At 59.9% G+C, this 21,887-nt stretch carries 19 protein-coding genes and 5 pseudogenes; 12 read left to right on the top strand and 12 right to left on the bottom strand.

The genetic code is table 11. The annotated features are described in order from the left end of the window. Window positions 1–421 precede the first annotated feature (421 nt). The 3 genes and pseudogenes from M2281_RS21865 to M2281_RS21855 all read left to right on the top strand — a co-directional run. Window positions 422–877, top strand: a pseudogene (locus tag M2281_RS21865) (aldehyde dehydrogenase family protein); the annotation flags it as partial. 41 nt (window positions 878–918) lie between these two features. Then, on the top strand, window positions 919–2,202 hold the full coding sequence (locus M2281_RS21860) for an NAD(P)/FAD-dependent oxidoreductase (protein WP_280823301.1): 1,284 nt from the start codon (window positions 919–921) through the stop codon (window positions 2,200–2,202). Window positions 2,203–2,331: 129 nt separating this feature from the next. Next, the gene (locus tag M2281_RS21855; protein WP_280823300.1) at window positions 2,332–3,288 is read left to right on the top strand and encodes an ornithine cyclodeaminase family protein; all 957 of its coding nucleotides are present in this window, start codon (window positions 2,332–2,334) and stop codon (window positions 3,286–3,288) included. 436 nt (window positions 3,289–3,724) lie between these two features. Here M2281_RS21855 and M2281_RS21850 read toward each other — a convergent pair. Together M2281_RS21850 and M2281_RS21845 are read right to left on the bottom strand one after the other, a co-directional pair. After that, a pseudogene (locus M2281_RS21850) lies at window positions 3,725–3,847 on the bottom strand (alanine racemase C-terminal domain-containing protein); the annotation flags it as partial. A 617-nt stretch (window positions 3,848–4,464) separates the two neighbouring features. Next, window positions 4,465–5,046 carry a helix-turn-helix domain-containing protein gene (locus tag M2281_RS21845; RefSeq protein WP_280823299.1) on the bottom strand — a complete coding sequence of 194 codons (582 nt, stop codon included), beginning with the start codon at window positions 5,044–5,046 and terminating at the stop codon, window positions 4,465–4,467. Between the two features lie 87 nt (window positions 5,047–5,133). On the opposite strand from M2281_RS21845, the gene M2281_RS21840 reads away from it, so the two are divergent. The 6 genes from M2281_RS21840 to M2281_RS21815 all read left to right on the top strand — a co-directional run bounded on the left by M2281_RS21840 (window position 5,134) and on the right by M2281_RS21815 (window position 10,972). Next, window positions 5,134–6,006, top strand: a complete 873-nt coding sequence (locus M2281_RS21840; protein ID WP_280823298.1) for a class II aldolase/adducin family protein — start codon at window positions 5,134–5,136, stop codon at window positions 6,004–6,006. 186 nt (window positions 6,007–6,192) lie between these two features. After that, the gene (locus M2281_RS21835; RefSeq protein ID WP_280823297.1) at window positions 6,193–6,852 is read left to right on the top strand and encodes a 2-hydroxychromene-2-carboxylate isomerase; all 660 of its coding nucleotides are present in this window, start codon (window positions 6,193–6,195) and stop codon (window positions 6,850–6,852) included. Between the two features lie 255 nt (window positions 6,853–7,107). Continuing rightward, window positions 7,108–8,127, top strand: coding sequence for an ABC transporter ATP-binding protein (locus M2281_RS21830; RefSeq protein WP_280823296.1), 1,020 nt, complete (start codon window positions 7,108–7,110; stop codon window positions 8,125–8,127). Window positions 8,128–8,147: 20 nt separating this feature from the next. Then, a complete protein-coding gene (locus tag M2281_RS21825; RefSeq protein ID WP_280823295.1) occupies window positions 8,148–9,257 on the top strand; it encodes an ABC transporter substrate-binding protein in 1,110 nt (369 codons plus the stop codon). 47 nt (window positions 9,258–9,304) lie between these two features. Further along, entirely contained in the window at window positions 9,305–10,135 is an 831-nt protein-coding gene (locus M2281_RS21820; RefSeq protein ID WP_280823294.1) for an ABC transporter permease, read from the top strand. Between the two features lie 54 nt (window positions 10,136–10,189). Further along, window positions 10,190–10,972, top strand: a complete 783-nt coding sequence (locus M2281_RS21815) for an ABC transporter permease (protein WP_280823293.1) — start codon at window positions 10,190–10,192, stop codon at window positions 10,970–10,972. Between the two features lie 227 nt (window positions 10,973–11,199). On the opposite strand, the pseudogene M2281_RS29265 reads toward M2281_RS21815, so the two are convergent. The 7 genes and pseudogenes from M2281_RS29265 to M2281_RS21780 all read right to left on the bottom strand — a co-directional run. After that, window positions 11,200–11,328 (bottom strand): annotated as a pseudogene (locus M2281_RS29265) (hypothetical protein); the annotation flags it as partial. A gap of 195 nt (window positions 11,329–11,523) precedes the next feature. Beyond that, on the bottom strand, window positions 11,524–12,129 hold the full coding sequence (locus M2281_RS21805; protein WP_280823291.1) for a transposase: 606 nt from the start codon (window positions 12,127–12,129) through the stop codon (window positions 11,524–11,526). Further along, a complete protein-coding gene (locus M2281_RS21800) occupies window positions 12,119–12,460 on the bottom strand; it encodes a transposase (protein ID WP_280823290.1) in 342 nt (113 codons plus the stop codon). Before M2281_RS21800 ends, M2281_RS21805 begins: the two co-directional genes overlap by 11 nt. Before the next feature lie 153 nt (window positions 12,461–12,613). After that, window positions 12,614–13,069 (bottom strand): hypothetical protein, encoded by a 456-nt coding sequence (locus tag M2281_RS21795; RefSeq protein ID WP_280823289.1) that lies wholly within the window; start codon window positions 13,067–13,069, stop codon window positions 12,614–12,616. Between the two features lie 201 nt (window positions 13,070–13,270). Continuing rightward, on the bottom strand, window positions 13,271–14,539 hold the full coding sequence (gene hemA / locus M2281_RS21790; protein WP_280823288.1) for a 5-aminolevulinate synthase: 1,269 nt from the start codon (window positions 14,537–14,539) through the stop codon (window positions 13,271–13,273). Next, window positions 14,536–15,381: a pyridoxal kinase gene (pdxY, locus tag M2281_RS21785; RefSeq protein ID WP_280823287.1), complete on the bottom strand. Its 846-nt coding sequence runs from the start codon at window positions 15,379–15,381 to the stop codon at window positions 14,536–14,538. Before pdxY ends, hemA begins: the two co-directional genes overlap by 4 nt. 5 nt (window positions 15,382–15,386) lie before the next feature. Next, window positions 15,387–16,622 carry a benzoate/H(+) symporter BenE family transporter gene (locus tag M2281_RS21780; protein ID WP_280823286.1) on the bottom strand — a complete coding sequence of 412 codons (1,236 nt, stop codon included), beginning with the start codon at window positions 16,620–16,622 and terminating at the stop codon, window positions 15,387–15,389. Window positions 16,623–16,731: 109 nt separating this feature from the next. Here M2281_RS21780 and M2281_RS21775 point away from each other — a divergent pair, with 109 nt between their 5' ends. The 3 genes and pseudogenes from M2281_RS21775 to M2281_RS21765 form a co-directional block, all read left to right on the top strand. Further along, window positions 16,732–18,222, top strand: coding sequence for a PLP-dependent aminotransferase family protein (locus M2281_RS21775; protein ID WP_280823547.1), 1,491 nt, complete (start codon window positions 16,732–16,734; stop codon window positions 18,220–18,222). Between the two features lie 98 nt (window positions 18,223–18,320). Further along, window positions 18,321–18,750: pseudogene (gene glyA / locus M2281_RS21770) on the top strand (serine hydroxymethyltransferase); the annotation flags it as partial. Further along, window positions 18,750–18,917: pseudogene (locus M2281_RS21765) on the top strand (YggS family pyridoxal phosphate-dependent enzyme); the annotation flags it as partial. The pseudogenes glyA and M2281_RS21765, both read left to right, overlap by 1 nt. 308 nt (window positions 18,918–19,225) lie before the next feature. On the opposite strand, the gene M2281_RS21760 reads toward M2281_RS21765, so the two are convergent. The 3 genes from M2281_RS21760 to M2281_RS21750 all read right to left on the bottom strand — a co-directional run bounded on the left by M2281_RS21760 (window position 19,226) and on the right by M2281_RS21750 (window position 21,824). Then, a complete protein-coding gene (locus tag M2281_RS21760) occupies window positions 19,226–19,924 on the bottom strand; it encodes a phosphatidylserine decarboxylase (protein ID WP_280823285.1) in 699 nt (232 codons plus the stop codon). Then, entirely contained in the window at window positions 19,921–20,196 is a 276-nt protein-coding gene (locus tag M2281_RS21755) for an aminotransferase class III-fold pyridoxal phosphate-dependent enzyme (RefSeq protein ID WP_280823284.1), read from the bottom strand. Before M2281_RS21755 ends, M2281_RS21760 begins: the two co-directional genes overlap by 4 nt. Before the next feature lie 185 nt (window positions 20,197–20,381). Further along, on the bottom strand, window positions 20,382–21,824 hold the full coding sequence (locus M2281_RS21750) for a PLP-dependent aminotransferase family protein (RefSeq protein ID WP_280823283.1): 1,443 nt from the start codon (window positions 21,822–21,824) through the stop codon (window positions 20,382–20,384). Window positions 21,825–21,887 lie beyond the last annotated feature (63 nt).

Genomic DNA, 21,887 nt, shown 5'->3' with positions numbered 1-21,887 from the left:
GCCGGCATCGAGCGTGCCTCGTCCAAACAGTGCCTTGCCGCCGCCTGTGCTCTGTCGGCGGTTGCCTAATGGCACTTGCCGCCGATCATATTGACCGGCTGGGTACCATTCTCGGCCCGCAGGGTATGCTCACCCTAATCCTGGCCGAAATCTGGGAACTCCCCGGCAGTCCGCTGGCCGGCGCGTTCATCGGCGCGCTTGCGCAGCTTCGTGACGGAGATCGCGGTCGAGGAACATGGCGGCAGCTTCAGCGCCGAACAAGGGCTCGGCCGCAGCAACCAGGATTTTTACGACCGCTATACTCCCGAAAATTGAAATGACTGCGCAATTCCGGCAGGCGACGGCGCCCGGCGTCACCGGCGTGGTGCGGTTCTGAACAGCTGAGGCTGCGCTTGATGAAGGAAATGGAAAGCTGAATGTCATGGCGATAGCGAAGGAAACGGCCGAGCTGCTTGCGAAGCTGGGCGTTGCCGGGGACGTGCTTTCGCGCGGCGACCTTGTGGTGCTCAGTCCGGTGTCGAGTGAGCAGCTGGCCGCGCTGAAGACGATCTCGGCAGCCGATGCCAACAAGGCCATCGACGCCGCCCATGAGACCTTCGAGGCCTGGCGCCCTGTGCCGGGTCCGAAGCGTGGCGAACTGGTGCGCCTGCTGGGTGAAGAACTGCGTGCCCACAAGGCAGAGCTCGGCCGCCTGGTTTCGATCGAGGTCGGCAAGATCCCGTCGGAAGGTCGCGGCGAAGTCCAGGAAATGATCGACATCTGCGATTTCGCCGTCGGCCTTTCGCGTCAATTGTACGGCCTCACCATCGCCACCGAGCGTCCCGGCCACCGCATGACGGAAACCTGGCATCCGCTCTGCGTCGTCGGCGTCATCTCGTGCGCTGCGCTGCGGCCTGAAGGATCAGAATTGGAGGTAAGATGCTGAACAATCCTCGCTCCCACGGCCTGTGGGAAGCATCGGCTCCGCCCGCGCCGGTGACGGTGCCGCTGGAAGAGACCATACAAGCCGATGTGGCCATCGCCGGCGGCGGCTATGCCGGCCTGTCCTGTGCGCTGCACCTTGCTGAGGCCGGCAAATCCGTGGTTCTTCTAGAAGCGTATGAGTTCGGCTTCGGTGGAGCCGGCCGCAATGTCGGACTCATCAATGCCGGTCTTTGGCTGATGCCGGACGATGTGTTGGCTGCGGCTGGCCAAACACATGGCGAGCGCTTGTTAAAGGTGCTGGGCGAAGGGCCGGCGCTGGTGATGTCTCTTATTGACCGTCACAACATCGATTGCGAGCTGAATCGCAAGGGCACGCTTCATTGCGCTGTCGGCGCAACCGGCCTGAAAGAGCTTCGGCAGCGGGAAACGCAGTGGCTGAAACGCGGTGCACCGGTGCGCCTGCTCGATGCCCAGGAGACCGCAGACCGCGTAGGCACCCGCGCCTATGCCGGCGCCCTGCTCGACGAACGGGCGGGGACGCTGCAACCGTTGGCCTACGCCCGTGGCCTTGCCCGTGCAGCAGGCGCCGCCGGATCGCGCCTCCATACGTCGACCCCGGTCGTTTCGGCAGAGCGGATTGGTGTCCGTTGGGATATTCGCACCCCGAGAGGACACATCGACGCGCAATGGCTAGTTGTTGCCACTGATGCCTATGGCCGGGGACCATTTCGCGATACGCAGTATGCACAAGTGCGGCTTCCCTATTTCAATCTCGCCACGCAGCCTCTCGATGCCGCGACGCTCGCCACTATATTGCCCGGCAAGGAGGGCGTGTGGGATACAAAAACGATCCTCTCTTCGTTCCGTCTCGACCGCTCGGGTCGGCTGGTATTCGGCTCCGTCGGCGCCCTGCGTCATGGTGGCGCCGCCATTCACAAAGGCTGGGCGCGAAGGGCGTTGACGCGCCTTTTCCCGCGGCTTGCCGGCATTGAGTTTGACCATGAATGGTATGGTCAGATCGGCATGACTGATGACGCGGTTCCGCGTCTGCACAATTTCGGTCCTGAGGCGGTCGGTGTTTTCGGCTACAATGGACGCGGCATCTCACCGGGAACGGTGTTCGGCCGAGAACTGGCGCTGCTGATCCTCGGCGAGAAAAGCCCGGCAGACCTTCCACTGCCGACGAGCGGCATGAAACCGGCACCGCTGCGCGGCTTGAAGGAGCTCTACTATGAAGCCGGCGCGCAGATCGCTCATCTGGCGAGCAATCGCATTTGAACCTCGCCGGTTCGAATGGGGCGGGGTTGGGTTAGGTCGATAGAGTGCCAAGCGGGCGCTATAAGCTTAATCGCCGTCGCCAGCACCGGTCGCAGACCATCATGCAGATTCGCACAAAAGGAGAATATCTTGGGAGGCTTAGTAATTCTGGACGCGGCGCAAACTACCCGTCAACTGCCATTCGACGGTTTGGTCGAGGCACTTCGCCACGGATTCATCGAAGGTTGCCAGCTGCCTGAGCGTCACCATCACACCCTCACTCGCGAGGGAGAACTTGATGCGACGCTGCTGTTGATGCCAGCTTGGACGGACCCGGGCAAGGGGCGCTCATACCTTGGGGTGAAACTTGTAACCGTTGTTCCCGGCAATGCTGCGAGAGAGTTGCCAGGGTTGGTCTCGACTTACATTCTTTTTGATGGTTTAACCGGTGAGCAACTAGCCCTCATGGACGGAAACACAATCACGGGGCGTCGCACTGCTGCAACTTCTGCACTTGCAGCCTCCTATCTGTCCCGGCCAGATTCCTCAAAACTCTTGGTGCTCGGTGCTGGGAGGGTGGGAAGCCTCATTCCAGAAGCCTACCAAGCGGTCCGCCCGATCGAGACGGTAGCGGTTTGGGACATAAATCCTGATGCGGCTCGCCGTCTGACGGACCAACTCGTGAACCAAGGTTTTCGGGCAAGTGTGGCTGACGACCTCGAGCGCGCAGTGAAGAGTGCTGATATTGTCAGCACCGCAACGCTCGCGACCACTCCTATTGTCAGGGGAGCCTGGCTGCAGCCGGGAACACATGTCGATCTGATCGGCGCTTTTACACCGCAAATGCGCGAAGCCGATGATGATGTTATTCGTCGTGCTTCCCTTTATATCGACACTACGGAGGCATTTCACGAGGCTGGCGATATTGTACAGCCGATCGAACATGGCATCATATCCAAAGAGACCGTGCGTGGCACCCTGGCTCAGCTCTGTAAGACAAGTCAGCCTGCGCGGGGGAGCGACGACGAAATAACCTGTTTTAAAGCCGTTGGGTCCGGTTTGGCGGACCTCGTATCAGCGAAAATGGTTTACAGAAGGCTCCGATAGAAGAGCTTCTCCTGCTGGGCCGTCATAATAATTGACGGTCCTGGACTTCCCAAATGGAAGACAAATGGCAGTAACGCTCGTCCCCAACGCCCATCTTGAAAGGCTGATAGCCGCAGCAAAGCCGCGCAACGCTCAAAGCAGACGCACGCCCGAAGCACGGTTCGTTCTCAGGCGGGTGTTTATGTCCGCTGGGAACTGATGAAGCGGATGCCCCTCTGATCCGATACCATTCTTTGGACCGCCGGAAGGTGGGGTTTCCCGGCTGTTCACGAGGGCGGGCTGATGGCGCCATCGGGATTGATCAGCGAGATCGGTACCTTGTGTCCGATTGCGCCATGTGGGCGCACCTCGTTGTAGATCCTATGCAGGCTCGCCGGGGAGCCGGATAATCGACCTCCGCTCGGTGTGTGGAGGATCGTTGTGAGCGCCGGTAGCGTGATCCCAGGCTCGTTAGGATCTCGTAGTTGACGGTCCCGGCGTCCTTGGCGAGTTCCTCGGCCGACTGATGGGGGCCGACGATCTCGACATAGGAGCCTTGCCTAATCTTGTCTGCGGGCACGTGGCGTCGAGTCGATACTTCTTTCCTTTCGTGCGGCCGACGGCGGGAACTACCCAATCTCCGGCAGCGCAATCGCACAGGAACGCTCGGCGTCAGCCCAATGGATTTGAAGCGCCGGATTTGACGACAGTACTAGGCCGGATTGCTGGCTCGGTCGGCAAATCCTGCCTTCGCGGTGCTGCAAGCCGGCACACTCGTTTTCCCCGATCCGGATCTGCAGCTCAGCCACGCGCGGAATAAGGTGCTCGCTATATCTACAGCCGCGAGTTGATCTGCCTCCTGGGCGCCTCCATTTTCCGCTTCGGATGCGTTGTCTGCCTGCCCGTGATCGAGCTCAAGGCAAGGAACTCGATTGCTCCGACACCATAGTTGTCACGGGCACAAAGTTGGGCCTGCCTGAACCGAAGGACATGAGTAGGCTGCTACCACCATGTGGTGGTGGATAGGACGCATCCGGCAGTCAACTCGGAACACTCGGCTATCGTGATGTCTTGAGCGCGCCCTTCAACATCACCGGGTACAAAGCGAAGCTTGTCGCTGAAACTCAGGCTCGCAGCATTGCTGATATTGTGGCAAACGACCCATCCGCGACGGCGTGCCTAAAATTCGCCGTGACGTCAAATTTCCTTTGCAGGACCTGAAACAATTAATACACATGCCTCATCGGGACCTGCATTTGCCATACGGTGCGGCTGGCGTGAATTGAAATGCAGGGCATCTCCCACTTCGAGACTTATTTGTTCTTCTCCGATCTCGAATTCGATGCTTCCCTGCAAAACATAAAGCCACTCTTCCCCCTGGTGGTGGGCCGCGCGTCGGTTCGCCTGTCGCAATTTCTTTCGTCCTGGTGGAAGGAGCAGCTTGACGGCTTCGAGAGCAGCCGTCGATCCGAGGCCGCTTAGCGCGGTGCACTGGCCATCTTCGTTGCTGAATTTTCGGCCTTCGCCCGATTTGACTATGTGGAACTCGCGGTCGACGATTTCTCCCACCAGTTCGCCAATGCTTGTCCTGTACACGCGCGCCAGTTCAAGCAAAACACCGACAGAAGGCTGACGTTCCCCTTTTTCCAATCGTGAAAGAAACGAGGGTGACAAGCCTACCCGATCAGCCGCGGCTTCAAGCGTCATGCCGGATTTTTTGCGGAAATCTCGCAGCCGCGGCCCGATCCAGGCGTCAGAGTGTTCAGGAGTTTTGCTCATGCAGGCGATTCTACATCTGATTGCTAGCGTGGGACGTGTATCACCTTTTGGGGACGCGCCAAGGCCCAAAGGCAGGAATTTGCCAATGTGGCAAAAAAATTTGCCAAAGCTATTGACGGGCGTTACTCACTCGCGTTTACTTCCGTGAGCTTCTTTTGGGAGGACCTCATGGCGCTACAATCTGAACAGATCGATGATGGGCTAGATGAACTCGACGAACTACCCCAGGCCAATGCTTCAGGGCCCGACGAAAGGTTGCATCGCAAACAGCAACTTGCCATCGCGTTCCGGATTTTCGGGCGGCTGAATTTTGACGAAGGTATTGCCGGTCACATCAGTGCTCGCGACCCTGAACTCCATGATCACTTTTGGGTGAATCCCTTTGGGGTGCACTTCTCGAGGATGAAGGTGAGTGACCTTCTTCTGATCGACAGCCGCGGCAGAATTGTTGAAGGCACCCGCAAAACCAATAAGGCTGCCTTCACGATCCACTCTGCGATCCATGACGCACGCGCTGACGTCGTCGCCGCTGCCCATGCTCACTCGATCCATGGACGGGCCTGGGCGTCACTGGGGCGTCCACTTGATCCCATCATCCAGGAATCCTGTGCCTTCTGGAACGATCACATCGTGTACCAGGAATACAACGGGCTGCTCGTTGAAAGGGCGGAGATGGACCTGATAGCTGCCAGACTGGGCTCGTGCCGAGCGGCGATCTTGCTTCATCACGGCTTTCTGACGGTGGGAGGTTCGGTCGAGGAAGCTGCGTGGTGGTTCATCACCATGGATCGGGCCGCGCAGATGCAGCTTTTGGCCGAAGCCGCGGGCACGCCCCGTATCATGCCGGATGATGAAGCCGCTATCGCTCATCGCCAGTTCGGTAACGCCAGCATGGCGCGACACAGTTTCAAGGTCATGGCTGACTTGATTGTAGAACAAGAGCCGGACGTTCTGGACTGAGCAACGTGAGATAGAATTCATACGCTCAGGGCAGGTGCTGCAGCGTTCCGCAGTGCTTGCTTGCGGTGGGAAAGATCATGTTGGCCTCGCGGCAGTCCTGCGTGGCCGGCCTTATTGTTTTGGCACGCACTGTGTCTACAAACAAATTTCCCAACCGTATCCGTGCTTTAGCGAGGAGGAAAACGCATGCAGCCGCACAGCTTGCATAGGCGATCTGCGAAGATCGTCTACTATTTCTGGATACTGTCGGATTGGGCCTATTTAGGAGGCCCTCGTCTCGAAAGTCTTAGCCAGCGGCACGATATTGAGATCGAATACGTTCCATTGAATCTTCCGGAGGTTTACGCCCGTACGGGCGGTGTCCTACTTTCCCAACGCGCACCGGAGCGGCAGCGATACCGCATCACCGAGTTGGAGCGATGGCGTAGCCGGCTCGGCATGACGTGCAACATCGAGCCGAAATTCGTCGACAGCGAGGATGCCGCACTGGCCTCTTGTTGTGTGATCGCCGCCATGCGGGAATGCGACAATGCGGGTCTGCTTGCGAACGCCTTCATGAAAGCGCTCTGGGCGGAGGAACAAGACATTTGCGACGCCTCGACCGTCGGGAACATCGCCGAGGCAAACGGTTTCGACTCCGATCGCCTCATTGCCCGCGCCCAGGGCGACGACATTAAAGAACAATTTAGAAGCAATACGTTCCGGGCAATCGAGGACGGCGTTTTCGGATCGCCCTCCTACGTCTTTGAAGGTGAGCTCTTCTGGGGACAGGACAGGATCGAAATGCTGGAGGAGGCAGTAATCGCGAGAAAAGCGCAAGAGGCGGGAGCTTTGGGGCGCGGTTGAGCCAGGGTGCTCTGGGTTCGATCGTCGAGCAGCCCGCGCCGGCGTTTTTGTTCGCAGCCCCATTACACATCGGCCAATCCAACATACCAGCCGCGAGATAAGCGGTGGCGGATCTGGACGAACAAACGTTCAAGACAATGGGGGTCCACTTCGACCGCCGGGGGAGGGTTAGTGAATCAGCAGTGTCGACACGCTTCGGAGCTCAGGGCTATCGGCCTTGGTAAGTCCTTCGGACATTTCCGAGCACTTCAAGAAATGGATCTGACGATAAGGGCGGGAGAGTTTCTTACCCTTCTCGGCCCTTCCGGTTCGGGCAAGACGACATTCCTTATGACACTCGCCGGGTTTCTGGCACCCACCCACGGTCGTCTTGAGGAAGATGGTATCGACATCACCAACCGGCCCGCCGACCGCCGCAACTTTGGCATGGTCTTTCAAGGTTATGCGCTATTTCCGCATTTTTCGGTCCGCGACAACGTCGCATTTCCGCTCCGTGTCCGGAAGATGAAGGACGATCAGATCACGCACCGGGTGGGGGAGATACTCGAGCGTGTGGGCCTTGACAGGCACGCAGACAAGAAACCGCAACAACTCTCCGGCGGCCAGCAGCAGCGTGTCGCCCTCGCACGCGCCCTGGTGTTTGAACCGGGTGTTCTGCTGCTCGACGAGCCCTTTTCGGCGTTGGACAAGAATCTGCGTGAAGGCCTGCAGGCCGAGATGAAACGCATTCACCTGGAAACCGGTACGACCTTCGTCCTCGTCACCCACGATCAGTCCGAAGCGCTGTCGCTCTCCGATCGCATAGCGATTTTCGACCATGGCCGACTGATGCAAGTGTCAGATCCCAGGACGATCTACACGCAACCCGCCAATCGCTTCGTGGCGGAGTTTCTCGGACGTATCAATCTGCTGCCACTGACAGAATGTCGCTCTATAGGCAATCGGATAGTCGGTCGTCTGGGCGAGAGCGCCCTTAGCGCGCCTTTTGCTCCCACAGCTATCGCTGCTGAGGATGCCTTGCTCGCTGTCCGCCCCGAGCACCTTCACATCGGTCCCCCGGCCGGGGACGAAAACGCCGTGACCGGGATGATCGTGGACCGAAGCTACAACGGCCCACAGGTGGCGTTGCAGGTGGCTTTGCCCACGGGCCAACGCATTCAGCTGTCCATAAAGGATCCGTCGGAGGCATCCGGGTCGGAACTGGGGGCACAGGTCACAGTGAGTTGGCCGATCGCGAGAGGTTTCATCCTCTCCGATGAGCGCCCAACAAGCTGAAAATAAGGAGAGGAGAGAACATGACCAATCATTTCAAGCAGGATTGTCTCGACATACTTACGCGTCGCGCCGTGGCGGGCAAACTCGATCGGCGCAGCTTCGTAAAGGGGGCCGCACTCTTGTTGGGCTTGCCGGCGGCGCTCCGCGCCGACCTTGCCTTTGCTGCGGGCCGGTTGGTCCTGGCCAATTGGGGTGGCGACGCGATCGAGGGCTTTCAAAAGGCGTTCGGAGAACCGTTCACCCGGGCAACAGGCATTCCGGTCGAAATCGATGGCAGCGGACCAACCGAGGGCGCCTTGAAGGCGCAGATCACCAGCGGGAAGATCATCTGGGACGTGCTCGATACGGACGCCAATCTTTGTGTGTCCTTCGGGCGACAGGGCGCGCTGGAGCCGATCGACTATGATGTCGTCGACCGCACGAAGATTCGTCCGGGATTGGATTACGAGTTCGGCGTTCCGGATTGCTATTACAGCTTTGTCCTGGCCTATGATTCACGACGCTTTGGTGAGGAGGGGCCAACTTCTCCGTCGGACTTCTGGAACGTGGAGAAGTTCCCCGGAAAGCGTACGATGTACAAGTGGATGAACGGTATGCTGGAAGCGGCTTTGCTAGCTGACGGCGTAATGCCGGAAGAGCTCTATCCTCTGGATATTCCGCGTGCGCTCGCGAAAATCGAAGCGTTGAAGCCGCATATTATCAGCTTCTGGGGATCCGGCGCCGAGAGCCAGCAACTGCTGACTGAAGGCGAAGCTGCCATGGGCTATCTGTGGAATACCCGAGCAATTCTACTTGGCCGCGATACAAAGGACCGTGTGAAGTGGAGTTACGACGGCGGCTTCCTCACCCTAGACACGTTTGTCACCCCCAAGGGCAATCCGGCGGGGCGAGACACCGCGATGCGCTTCATCGCACAGAGCCAGGATCCGGTCAGTCAGGTGAAGCTGTTCGAGTTCATGGGTAACGGCCCGGCCAACCCGGAGGCCGATGCATTGATTCCGGAGGAGCAGAGACACCTGAACTGCGTATCCCCAGAAGCCAGCAGCAAACAGGTCTTCCTCGACGTTGAATGGTATGCCGACAACTATTCGTCTGCCCTCGAAAAATACCTCGAGGTCGTTTCGAGTTAGAAACCTGGATCGGCTCACACGTTTTTAGAAAAGCAGCGGATATCGACATGGTCTGGCCATCAAGGGTCTACTGGATTTTGCTGGCGCCTCTGCCCCTCTTTCTCGCCGTCACCTATGTGATGCCATTTCTTATGGTGGCGGGATGGAGTGTGACGGACCCTCAACCCGGCTTCGCCCAGTACGGGCGGGTTCTCGGCGACCCGACAGTATTGGGCGTGCTGTTGCGGACAATGCGGATCGGTATCGTCGCGACCGCAGTGTCCGTGACACTGGGCTATGCAGTTGCTTACAATTGGGTGTTCGGGCCGCTTTGGCGGCAGCGGCTGATCGAATACTGCGTGCTGATCCCGTTCTGGATATCGGTACTGATCAGGGCATTCGGCTGGCTCATTCTGTTGCGCAGCAATGGCTTGGTAAATGAAGGGTTGGCGGATCTTGGTCTGATCGACGAGCCGCTGGCATTGGTGCGCAATGAGTTCGGTACCATCATCGGAATGGTGCATTTCCTCATTCCGTTTGCCGTCTTCCCGATTGCTTCCGCTCTCAGGCAGATCGACGTGCGCATCCTCCAGGCTGCAAGCGGTCTCGGTGCAGGCCGTATGCGCATCTTCTGGCAGGTGACCCTGCCCATGGCCATGACGGGTGTCGTGGGCGCGGCAATTATCGTGTTCGTATTCGCGCTTGGGTTCTTCATCACGCCGGCCATACTCGGCGGTGGGCGCAGTGTGATGGTGGCGGAATTCATCTACCTGCAACTGTTCCAGACTGTGAATTGGGGACTTGCCGCCGCCATGAGCATGGTCCTGCTCATTTTCATTTCCGTGCTCGGCCTGGGGCTCCGAAAAGCCATGCGGATCGACAAGCTTGTAGGAAGATGACCAATGCCTCTACCAACAAAGTCAACGGATAGGCCGGGGCTGGTCAGCGCGGTCATGGCCTTCGCGACGGTTATCTTCCTATTGTCGCCGCTGGTGGCAATCGTTCCGGTATCCTTCACTGGCGAGCGCTATCTCTCGATGCCGAACGGTAATTGGTCGCTGCGCCACTACGAGGCGCTCGTGACAAACCCGGTGTGGCTGAACAGCATCAAGCTCAGTCTCGGCATTGCCGTGACAAGTGCAGTGATTGCCACCGTCCTCGCGGTACTATTCGGGCTTGGGCTCTGGTATGTTCGCCATTGGCTCGTGACTGCAATCGCCGCGATCGTCTTTCTTCCCATGGCGATGCCTCCCGTTGTCTCCGCAATCATCCTCTACTTTTTCGAAACGAGAATGGTTGATATCGCGCCGTGGGTTGCATTCGACAGCGTCGGAGGAGTGATCCTGGCTCATGTGGTGGTAGCGGTGCCGTTTTCACTCGTTACGTTCATGGTGTCACTCAACCGCATCGACAACCGCATCGACATGGCAGCGCGCGGGCTGGGCGCGTCTTTGTGGCAGTCGATCTTCTGGGTGGTTCTACCCAACGCAAAGTTCGGTATCGCCTCTGCTGCCTTCTTTGCCTTCATCCTGTCCTGGGAAGAGATTTCGGTGACGCTCTTCGTCACCAGTTTCAATGTCGTCACTCTGCCACGCCAGATGTGGAATGGATTGCGCGACAATGTAGATCCGGCAATCGCCGCCATCTCGGTGGTCTTGATAAGCCTGACGGTGATGGCTGTGCTCAGTCGTGACCTCTGGTGCTGGCGTCGCAATCTTAGGAATCGGGCAAGTTGAAAGATCATGGGGGAGGGCCACACTCCGGTGCCGAAGCCGACGACGATGATTTTTTCCGGGTCGTGATGGGCCAAGGTCCGGCTGCAAAGGACAAAACAGGCAAAGGCGATTGCCGAGCCGTAGGCCCAGGCAATGCCGGTTGCGCTTCCGGTTTCCGGCGGCGCACCGACCAGCAGGGCTGCCCCGATCAGGCCGAGGAACAACGCGAAGGCAACATTCCACGTGATGCGCTCGCGAAGGAGCAAGGGAGCCAACAGCCCGACCAGGATCGGGGCGGAGCAGATCGTGATGAGCGTGGCCAGCGCCACGCCGATTTCGGCAACGGCCCGGAAGTAGCAGACCTGACAAAGCGCCATGGCCAATCCGGCAACTACTGCAAAAACGCCGGATACGCTTCCGTCAAACCTGAAGCGCTCTAGGTGAGACCTGTGCGCGGGTAGTTCTTTCTCATTGATTTCGAGGCCTTTTCGGCAGCGCGGTACTGCTTTATGGCGTGGACGATGCGGTCGGACCTCGCCCGAAGCGTGGCGGGCTTTTGGGTTTGATGTTTGTCACGTCGCTGCGACAATCCTCAGACCGCGCTTGAGGTTGTAGGCGACGGCGGTGAGACGGACCTGGACGGCAGCCTTGGCCAATCCTCGCCATCGCATGCGACGAAGACCGTAGCTTCGCTTCCAGGTTCCGAAGATTTTCTCGATCCGGCCACGAACCCGATGGATCGGTCGGTTCCAGGCCTCGAGCCGCGTGAGGGTTTCGGCCTCGTTGCGCCCCCACATGCCGATAGCAACGATACGTGGTGTGCCACCCTTGGCCCGCACGGCATCGCCAAAATGCTGCCCCCGATAGGCACTGTCGGCAAAGACCTCGCCGGGATTGTCGGGCACAGCCTCGAGGCCGGCCTTGCCGTCGTTGACATTGGCCGGAGTGATCGCAATCTCCTCCACCAGTGCCGTATCGGCGTCGGCGCCGACGTGAGCTTTGAAACCATGAACCGGTGGCTTGCCCTTGTGTTTGACCCAATGCGCCTCACCGTCTGCCTCGCTGGCCGATGCGATGATCGTCGCGTCGACAAGGGTGCCGGTCTTGACCTTGATTGCCTTGGATTTGAGCTGACCGGTGATCTCGTGGAAAAGAGACCGGTCAAGGTCATGCGCCACGAGGGCCTTGCGAAAACGGACAAAGGCGTGCGTTCGGGCGTCGGCTCCGAGGCTGAAAATCCCCGCAGAATCGTCGGAATGAGGCCCGGTCATCCAGCGCTTCGGCCAGCTTCACGTCCGACAGATCGTGCCAGACCGAAAGCAGCATTGCCTTGAGTAGCGCCAGCAGCGGCCATGCCGGCTCGCCCTTGGCTGCGCAGGAAATCACCGCCAGATGATGTTCGACGGGCGACCAGTCGATGAGGCCGCAAAGATCGTCCAACGATGAATGGCAACGCGCCCGACAATCACCAAACCCAAAGCTTCCCTGACCAATCCGGCGGCGTGCCATCGTTGCCCTCAATTCCTGTTCGAACTGAGGGAATCAGAGATAGGGCATGCCGTCCAGAACTACCCGCGCACAGGTCTCCTAGGTACCATGTCGATGACTGCTCGTCACGGCAACTGACGTCACCACGGCAGCAATGCGACGGGGAGCAAAGCATCAGCCGAAGTCTTCGGATTCTTTGTCCTGGGAAAGCGCCAATCTCACGGCTCCTTCGAGGGCGCCCTTGCCGTATTCCAGGTCGAATACAGACGATACGACGACAGGCATGCCCGGGTATCGCAGATGCAACTCTGGACTGTCTTCGTAGATGGAAATGCCGAAGGGCAGGTAGTCGACTTTTATCCGATAGCCGCAGACGTAGTCGAACCGAAAGGCGTCGTCGATGCGCCGCCGCCCTCTATGGTCATGGGCGGCCTGGCGCAAGCCTTCATCGAGGATGGAGTTGATGGTGTTGCCCTTCCGAACATGAGCTTCGATCACGCCCAAGCCGACAGGCTCTGATAAGGCAAGGAGCTCGTTAAGCAGTCGGCGCTCGAATACGGGCGGAAGCCTCTCATTGATCCAGATATAGGTGACGCTCAGTCCCGCATCGTGGTCATGATCGACGATCATCGGTACACCTCTTCGATACCATTGAGCGTTAGTAGAGTTCTTTTGTCGGAATCCGACAAGTTGCCTCTTGCCGGAATTTGTGTCCCACACCGGCGTTCGGCGTCTCACCTCCCTCAAACGGCTCCGTCGCAGTGCGTCCAGTGCAGAGGGGGCTGGGAGGTTCAGGCAAATTCGGAAGCATTGAGGTTAACAGCACTTTCGTCATTCGACTTCCTCACGCGCGGACACGGAAGCAGTGCCAGGTCGAGTAGTTCTCGCAAGTTTCCGCCAGCGCGGAAAGGTCTCGCGGGCACCGACAAGCGCAGCGATCAGGGCGTCCTCGTCCTCATCGGTGTGAAGCGGGGTTGGCGTAATGCGCAGGCGTTCAGTCCCGCGCGGCACGGTCGGATAGTTGACGGGTTGGATATAGATGCCGTCTTCGGCCATCAGGTGGTCGGCTATCGCCTTTGCCAACGCGGCCTCGCCGATCATCACAGGCAGAATATGGCTGGGGCTCGGCAGGACCGGAATGCCGTTCGCCAGCATCTTCCCCTTCAGGGACGCCGTTCGCCTCGTCAGCGCCTGCCGGGCCGAACCGTCTTCTTTCAGATGATGCAGGGCTGCACGGATGCCCGCGACCACGGACGGCGGTAGTGCCGTGCTGAAGATGAATCCAGATGCGAAGCTGCGAACGAAATCGACCGCATCCTGACTACCGGCAATATAGCCGCCGATAGAGCCGAAACCCTTGCTGAGTGTCCCCTGGAACATATCAATACGGTCGAGAAGGCCATCCCGTTCAGCGACGCCAGCGCCGCGCGCGCCGTAAAGGCCGACGGCATGGACTTCATCGACATAGGTGAAAGCATTATGCTTCTCTGCGAGATCGCAGATCGCTTCCATCGGGGCAAAGTCGCCATCCATGGAATAGCAGCTCTCGAAGCAGATCAGCTTTGGCCGATATTTGCAAACGGTGGCAAGCTGGCGCTCAAGGTCGCGCCAGTCATTGTGCGCGAACACGTGCTTTTCCGCACCCGAGCGGCGGATGCCTTCGATCATCGACGCATGGTTCAGGGCATCGGAAAAGATTACACAGCCCGGCAGAAAGCGGCCGAGCGTGGAGAGAGCGGCATCGTTTGCGACGTAGCCCGATGTGAACAGCAAAGCGGATTGCTTGCGGTGAAGGTCGGCAAGCTCCTGCTCAAGCAGGACATGCTCATGGCTGGTGCCGGAAATGTTGCGCGTGCCACCCGCTCCCGCCCCATATTGCTGCAACGCCTCGCCTGCGGCACTTATGACATCAGGATGGACGCCCATAGACAGATAGTCGTTGGAACACCAGATGGTGACGCGCCTGCCAACACGATGATCGAAGGCGTAGATGTCGCTTTGCGGCTCACGTTCGAGGTCGGCGAAAACGCGATAACGCCCCTCCCGATGCAGTTGGGTCAGTTCCTGCGTGAAAAAGTCTTGATAGTTGAAACGGATCATTGGGGAGTCTCCACCGGGTTTGGCACAAGCGCTTCGATGACGCTGGCGAGCCGCATCTCGTGTTCGCCATTGGCGATCGCGCGGCCGAGTACGTCGAGCAACACATTTGCGGCATCTCGTGTGGCCCCGAGCAGAGGGCGACCATGCGCTAGATTGGCGGTCAGGAGGCCGGTGAAGAGATCACCTGTCCCGACGGGGACGATTGGCAAGCGCGGGAAAGTCAGCCGCGTGCAGGTCTTGTCCTCGAAAACGATATTCTCTAGCGAGCCGTCTGGCGTATCGGCAAGGGTGCAGCCGGTGGCAACCAGCTGCACTCCGCGCTGCGCCTGTATTCTCAGAACGGCCGCCTCAAGCTCGCGCCATGTCGATAGTTCGCCCCCTGCGATCAGCCCGACCTCAAACTGGTTGGGCGTCAGCACATCTGCTATCGGCACGAGACGGTCGAGCAGGCATTCCACCACCTGATCCGCGACGAAGATACCGAGATCGGAATCGCCCATAACCGGATCGCAGATATAGACGATATCCGGGTTGAGCCGTCGCGCACGCTCGACGAAGGCCGCAACTACGTCCCCGTTGGCGCGGGAACCGAGATAGCCCGAGACGATGTAGCGGCTCGTTTCTATCAGGCCACGTTCCTCGACCCCGCGGAGCAGATCGCCGACAAGCTCGGCTTCGAGGACGCGCCCGCGCATGGTCTCGAAATGGGGGTTGTTGGAAAGCAAGGTGGTCGGAACTGCGGCGACCGTCAGCCCCCGAACCTGCATGGGTAGCACGGCGGCGCTGTTGCCGACATGCCCATGCACGACCTGGCTCTGGATGGAGATAATGTTGGCCGGCATAAGCATCACTCCACCGCACCTTCACGCACCGCCAGTCCGGCACGGTCACGGCGTGGCAGTCGACCGTTCAGAACGACATAGGCAACAAGGCCGATCACCAGCCCCCAAAATGCTCCGCCGATACCGAGCAGGTTGATGTTCGCGGCCGAGGCCAGGAATGTTATGAGCGCCGCCTCGCGGGATGCCGGGTCCGCCATGGCGCCGGCGAGGCTCCCGCCGATGGTTCCGAGCAACGCCAGCCCGGCCAGAGTCGTGATGAAGGTTGCAGGAAACGCCATGAAGACGGCCGCCAACGTCACGCCGAAAACGCCGACCAGCATATAGAAGACGCCGGCCGCGATACCGGCGACCCAGCGCTTGGACGGGTCTTCATGGGCTTCCCTGCCAGTGGCGATGGCGGCCGTGATCGCCGCGATGTTGAAGGCGTGCGAACCGAACGGCGCCATGAGGAGCGAGCCGATGCCAGTCACCGTGACGATGGGGTTGGCGCTCGTCCTGAATCCGTCGTTCCGCAACACGAGCATCCCCGGCATGTATTGGCCGGTCAGGGTGATGAGAAACAGCGGCAGCGCGACGCTCAACAGCGCATTCGGAGAAAAGACCGGCATGGTGAAGACCGGCGCCGCGAATCGAAGCTGGAGCCCGGAAAGATCAACGCGGTCTTGTGTTACGAGGAACACAAGACCGAGCGCTAGAATGCCGACAACCGCGTAACGGGTGGAAAACCTCTTTAACAGGACATAGGCGACGATCAACAGGCCGACCAACAGCGGATCGACGGTCGCACCGCCGAAGGCTCCAATGCCGAACTGGAGCAGGATTCCGGCGAGCAGGCCCGAGGCGATGCCGGACGGGATCAGTCGGATGACTTTCTCGAAATAGCCCGAGAGGCCCAGCAGGCCGAAGGCGGCCGCCGAGATCATGTAGGCCCCGACCGCCTCGGCATAGGGCGTGGTGGCGAGTGCGGTCACGAGGAACGCTGCCGCTGGTGTGGACCAAGCCGTGATGATCGGTTCGCGATAGCGCCAGCTCAGGATGAGCCCTGTCAGGCCGACGCCGATCGAAACCGACCACACCCAGGACGACGTAAGTTCCGGGCTTAGTCCGGCGACACGCGCTGCCTGAAAGACCAGAATAAAGGTGCCGCCATAGTTGACGATGACAGAGATAAATCCCGCGACAATAGGATGTGTAAGGTCGTTCAGACGGACGGGCGACCGTGACGGCGGACTAGTCGGCATGATTCTGATGAGGCTCCTGATCGTGGATTGCGGCCAATTCTTTGCCTTGACTTCTAGCGCACAAATGGCCTGTTATTCCCATCCACTTATCGAGAGAGTTCCAGACCATTTGTTCAAGCATTCGCAACTGGAGTCCGTGAAGGCCTGGCTTGCCCATCCTGCCTATGCGGCGATGCCCCTGCATGCGCGGATACAGCGGGCCGTCCGGCAACTGATCGTCGACGGCGCGCTCGGTCCTGGTAAGCCGCTGCCGGCCTCGCGCGCACTTGCCAAATCGCTCGGCGTTTCCCGAGACACCATCGAGTCTGCCTACGCCCAGCTTCATGCGGAAGGCTTCATCGACCGGCGCGTGGGCAGCGGCAGCTTTGTCGCGGAGATGACGGAGTTCATGCCCGGCCGCCGGCTAACCCAACGCGATGCCCTCCTGCGCTATCAGGCCCCGAACCTCAGCAAGCGGGGCTCCGCCATGTTCCGCAGCGGAGGCGTGCGCGAGATGCCGTCGCCGCGCCCTTTCGCGCACGGAGTGCCAGAGACGCGCAGCTTCCCGCTTCAACTTTGGGAACGTCTGGAGCGGCAGGTGCTCAAGGAAACAGGCATTCAGGCCCTCCTTCACGGCGACCCGCAGGGAACGGAACTACTGCGCCGCGCCATTGCCGACTACGTAAATCTGGAACGTGGCGCACGCGCTACGGCTGATCGCGTTCTGGTTCTGACCAGTTCGCAGCAGGCAATGACCCTGTGTGCGAATATGTTGCTCGATCCAGGTGATCGAATCTTCATCGAAGACCCCGCCTACTACGGTGCGCGCAAGGCATTCGATGCTGCCGGTCTGGAATGCGTTCCGATCCGCGTGGACCGTCAGGGCATCGTGGTCGAACAGATCATGGCCGAACCACGCAAGGCGAAGGCTGTGTTCCTGACTCCGTCCCATCAGTTCCCAACAGGGGCGACACTGGCCCTGGATCGTCGCCTCGCTTTGATCGAATGGGCCGACCGGCATCAAGCATGGATCATCGAAGACGATTACGACAGCGAGTTTCACTATGCCGGAAAACCCACCGCCTGCGTCCAGGGCCTCGATCCTCATGACCGGACCATCTATGTCGGCACCTTCACAAAAGCCCTCTTTCCGGGCTTGCGGATCGGCTATGTCGTCCTGCCGCAGCAACTCGTCAAGCCGATGACGGTTGCGCGCACGCTGCTGGACGGTCACACGGCCTCCATGGCGCAACTGACGCTGGCCCGATTCATGGAAGGCGGACATTTCGGCGCGCATGTCCGCGCCATGCGCGGCATCTATGCAGAGCGGCTCGATGTGCTGACAAAGCTCGTCCGCAAGCATCTTTCGGGCTTCGTCGAAGCGCAGGTTCCCATCGGCGGCTTGCAAATGCCGTGTGTGCTGATCTGCAAGATTTCCGAGCGGACCGCGATTGATGCGGCACGGCGCGTAGGGATCGAACTTCTTGGCCTTTCCGCGCTTCATGCGGCCGGGGACGGAAAGGCCGGTTTCCTGATGGGTTTCGCTGCCTATACCCCGCAGGAAATCGAGGTGGCCGTCAAAAAGCTGGCAAATGCGCTGCGCGCAGTCAGCACAGTGTGAGCGGTTCGCACTCCAATGCCAGATTGGTCTGTTTCGGTAGGCTAAGGTGGTTGGGAACAGCAGGCCATCTCTGTGGTACTTGCCGCTTATCAGCCGCTATGCGGAGTGCGCGGGCCGTGAAATTCTTTGCTAGCACCTTGAGGCGAGATTGCCGATAGCGCCATCGCCGCCGCCATCGCCAGCGAGAAGGTCCGCCAGCGCGAGTCCATCGAACTAATCGCATCAGAGAATTTCGTGAGCTAAGCCGTACTTGATGCACAAGGTTCGATGCACACCAACAAATATGCCGAGGGTTATCCGCACCGCCGCTACTATGGAAGCTGCGCGAACGTTGATGTGGTCGAAGGCCTGGCGATCGAACGTGTGAACCAGCTCTTCGGCAGCACCTATGCCAATGTCCAGCCGCATTCGGGCAGTCAGGCCAATCAATCCGTGTTTCTGGCGCTCCTGACGCCGGGCGATACGATCCTCGGGCTTGATCTCAGGGCCGGCGGATATCTGACTCATGGAGCCCCGATGAATATGTCGACGATGTGCGGTTGCTTCCCGTCACCAAGACGGTTCCGGCTCATGTCCTGCGGCTCGCCTATGCCGCCGGCATCTCAGACTTCGGGGAAAACAAGTTGCAGGAGGCCCGCGACAAGCGAGCCGCGCTAGGCGACTTGGCGATCCACTGGAGCATCATCGGCGATATACCCGAGGGCGCGACCAGCCTCGCCACGACGGCATTGTGCGCCAGACAAGGCTTCGCGATCGGGCAGAATGTTCTTGGGCTTCAGTTTCACCCGGAAGTGGATGCCTGCGCAGGGATCGAACGCTGGCTGATTGGTCATGCTGCCGAACTTGCCTCGGCTCGCATCGAGCCTAGCGCCCTTCGGGCCGACGCGACGAAGCATGGGCCGGCGCTGCGAGAGGCCGCGCCTTCAGGGGACGGTTTGATCGCCGTCCCCCAATGGGTTTCGCCCGACCGATGCGACGACAATCGCGTTTTGGGCAGGCTGCCCTAGCTCGTCTTGTACCGCTGTGCGGCCGTGTTACCGCCCAGCCTCGCCAGCACCGTTTCACCGACGATGGCGGTCTGGCCAACCGCGACGCAAACCGGTGTCCCGAGGGGAAGATAGACGTCGAGGCGGGAGCCGAAACGGATCAGGCCGAAGCGGTCTCCGACTTCAATGTGGTCGCCTTCGGCAACCCAATGTTCGATGCGCCGGGCGATCAACCCCGCGATTTGTACGACCGCGACAGGGCCATAAGGCGTTTCGAGTGCGATCGCATTGCGCTCGTTATGTTCGCTGGCCTTGTCGAGATCGGCGTTGAGAAAGCGGCCGGGCGTGTAAGCAATTTGCTGTATCCGCCCGCTCACCGGCGCGCGGTTCACATGACAATCGAAAATGCTCATGAAAACCGAAACCCGCAGCATCAGCTCGGCCGGCAAAGCGAGTTCGCTCGGGGGGAGAACCTCGGCGATCATACTGACGCGGCCCTCCGCAGGCGACACGACGACACCATCCTCAACCGGCGTTGTGCGGCGTGGATTGCGGAAGAAATAGCAGATCCAGACCGTCACGATGACGGCGAGCCAGGCCAGAAAAGTCGATACAATGCTCAACCCGACAATCCCGGCGAGGCCGATGAAGATGAACGGATAGCCCGCCCTGTGGACCGGCACGAGGCTGTTCCTGATCGAAGACAGGACACTCATGCAGGTTGCTCTGCATTCGCGAGCCGGGGCAAGCGTCTCGCCAGCCGCTCGCCTTCGGGTATGCGAACGAGGTTCGAAGTGTGCCAGAGCGTGCCCAACTGGGCTTTCACGGCTTTGACCAGGTGCGGATGACTGTGACCGAGCGAATTAACGGCGATGCGGGATGCGAAATCCAGATAGCGCCCGCCATCCTGCGTACAGAGCCACGATCCCTTTCCGAACTCGAATGAAAGATCGATCCGCTTGATGACCTGCAAAAGCGAATCAGACATGGCCGTACCCCGTAGTCTTGGGATTTACAGCCATTTCCTGATAATAAGCACTGTTGTTCACCAAGACGCCCTCCTGTGTGTGCAGGGTTTAGTCATGATATGGACCATCAAGCAGGGACGGATCAGAGAAAACCTCTGGGCCGGTTATGATGATCGCAGCACCACATGGAAAACGACTGGCGGCCTCAGCGGGAGGGCTTCGATCGCTCGAATATATCGATGGCACGCGTCAGTTCGTGTTCATCGAGACCCGCGAAACCGAGCCGGAACGCTTCCGCCGGTTTCACCGTCTCCAGATCGAAGTGAATGCCCGGCATGACCGAAAGGCCGAGCTTCGCGGCGCTGGCGGCCCATGTCTCCGCGCTCAGGCCATCGTTCAGGCGCAGCCAGATAGCCAGCCCGCCGGCAGGCAGGGCGAATTGCGCATCTTCGGATAGCCGCTCCCGAAGCAATCGTGCCATGAGGTCGCGACGCGCATGATAGACCCGCCGCGCTTTCCGGGCATGGCGCTTGATCGTTCCATCTTCGACAAGATCGGCAAGCGCATGTTCCAGCGGCAGATCACCCTGGCGGTCCAGAGCCTCGCGCCGGTCCGCCATTTGAATCAGGATTTGCGGCGGCGCGACCGCATAGCCAAGCCGGATGCCGGGCGCCAAAAGCTTTGACAGCGAGCCGAGGTAGATGATCGGAAGATCACTTTCCGCCCGCGCAGCAAGCGGCAGGATCGGCCTACCATCGAAACGATATTCGTTGTCATAGTCGTCCTCGATAATGACGAGGCCAAACCGGCGGGCGACGTCGAGCAATCGCAAGCGCCGCGCGACACCCATCGTCACTGTGGTCGGATATTGATGGTGGGGCGTGACATAGATAGCGCGCAAACGGCCGTTGGTCCGGGCGATCTTCTCCAGCGCATCGACATTGATCCCTCCGGCATCGACCGGGACGCCAAGGACATCAGCTCCTGCCGCGCGAAATGCGGACCACGCGAGAGGATAGCCGGGCCGCTCAACGGCGATGAGGGAACCGGGATCAGCCACTGCCGATGCCGCCAGAAAAAGTGCCATCTGACTGCCGCGCGTCACGAGGATTTCAGATGCCGCCGCCGTCAGGCCACGCTCGTCGCGCAGGTACGATGATAGCGCGTCGCGCAACTTGCTGTTCCCACGTGGATCGCCATAGGTGCCGGCCGAGGTGAAGGCAGCGCTGGCGAGGGCACGGCGAAACGCCTGCGCAAAGGCTGTGGTCGGCACCAGGCGCACGTCGGGGGAACCGTCAGACAGGCGAAGAAGCACGCGCTCTGCCGTTCGGACAGGCGTGGTTTGTTTGCCCGCCGGGCGCACCGGCTGCGGATGCATGGCCATGTCGGGAAGGTCCGTCGCGACGAAAGTGCCGCGCGATGGCTCCGTCACCAGCCAGCCTTGCATCGCCAACTCGTGATAGGCCGCGTCGACCGTATTTCGGTTGAGCTTCAGGGTCCGGGAGAGCGCCCGCGTCCCCGGCAGCGGATCGCCAGGTTTCAGGCGACCGCGCTCGATCTCCTGAACAATCGTTCGCGCCAAAGCGAGGAACACGGGCTCACGGGCTTCCGGCCTGACTTCGATCGCGAGCGTGGTGCCCTTGCCCATCCGGCATGTCTTCTTGTTCTGTTTCGATGTCCTCTGATAGGCCAGATTATAGTCCGGGAATGC

The sequence above is a fragment of the Pseudaminobacter soli (ex Li et al. 2025) genome, from assembly GCF_029892515.1.
Classification (GTDB): domain Bacteria; phylum Pseudomonadota; class Alphaproteobacteria; order Rhizobiales; family Rhizobiaceae; genus Pseudaminobacter; species Pseudaminobacter soli_A.
This window is presented reverse-complemented; position numbering and strand designations above follow the sequence as displayed.

What these genes read in the sequence shown, in the direction of transcription:
- M2281_RS21780 (WP_280823286.1), bottom strand. Translation starts at nt 16,622, where the DNA reads ATGCCGACTAGTCCGCCGTCACGGTCGCCCGTCCGTCTGAACGACCTT.
- M2281_RS21860 (WP_280823301.1), top strand. Translation starts at nt 919, where the DNA reads ATGCTGAACAATCCTCGCTCCCACGGCCTGTGGGAAGCATCGGCTCCG.
- M2281_RS21755 (WP_280823284.1), bottom strand. Translation starts at nt 20,196, where the DNA reads ATGTCTGATTCGCTTTTGCAGGTCATCAAGCGGATCGATCTTTCATTC.
- M2281_RS21815 (WP_280823293.1), top strand. Translation starts at nt 10,190, where the DNA reads ATGGCCTTCGCGACGGTTATCTTCCTATTGTCGCCGCTGGTGGCAATC.
- M2281_RS21800 (WP_280823290.1), bottom strand. Translation starts at nt 12,460, where the DNA reads ATGGCACGCCGCCGGATTGGTCAGGGAAGCTTTGGGTTTGGTGATTGT.
- M2281_RS21820 (WP_280823294.1), top strand. Translation starts at nt 9,305, where the DNA reads ATGGTCTGGCCATCAAGGGTCTACTGGATTTTGCTGGCGCCTCTGCCC.
- M2281_RS21795 (WP_280823289.1), bottom strand. Translation starts at nt 13,069, where the DNA reads ATGATCGTCGATCATGACCACGATGCGGGACTGAGCGTCACCTATATC.
- M2281_RS21835 (WP_280823297.1), top strand. Translation starts at nt 6,193, where the DNA reads ATGCAGCCGCACAGCTTGCATAGGCGATCTGCGAAGATCGTCTACTAT.
- M2281_RS21845 (WP_280823299.1), bottom strand. Translation starts at nt 5,046, where the DNA reads ATGAGCAAAACTCCTGAACACTCTGACGCCTGGATCGGGCCGCGGCTG.
- M2281_RS21760 (WP_280823285.1), bottom strand. Translation starts at nt 19,924, where the DNA reads ATGAGTGTCCTGTCTTCGATCAGGAACAGCCTCGTGCCGGTCCACAGG.
- M2281_RS21750 (WP_280823283.1), bottom strand. Translation starts at nt 21,824, where the DNA reads ATGGGCAAGGGCACCACGCTCGCGATCGAAGTCAGGCCGGAAGCCCGT.
- M2281_RS21830 (WP_280823296.1), top strand. Translation starts at nt 7,108, where the DNA reads ATGGATCTGACGATAAGGGCGGGAGAGTTTCTTACCCTTCTCGGCCCT.
- M2281_RS21825 (WP_280823295.1), top strand. Translation starts at nt 8,148, where the DNA reads ATGACCAATCATTTCAAGCAGGATTGTCTCGACATACTTACGCGTCGC.
- pdxY (WP_280823287.1), bottom strand. Translation starts at nt 15,381, where the DNA reads ATGCCGGCCAACATTATCTCCATCCAGAGCCAGGTCGTGCATGGGCAT.
- hemA (WP_280823288.1), bottom strand. Translation starts at nt 14,539, where the DNA reads ATGATCCGTTTCAACTATCAAGACTTTTTCACGCAGGAACTGACCCAA.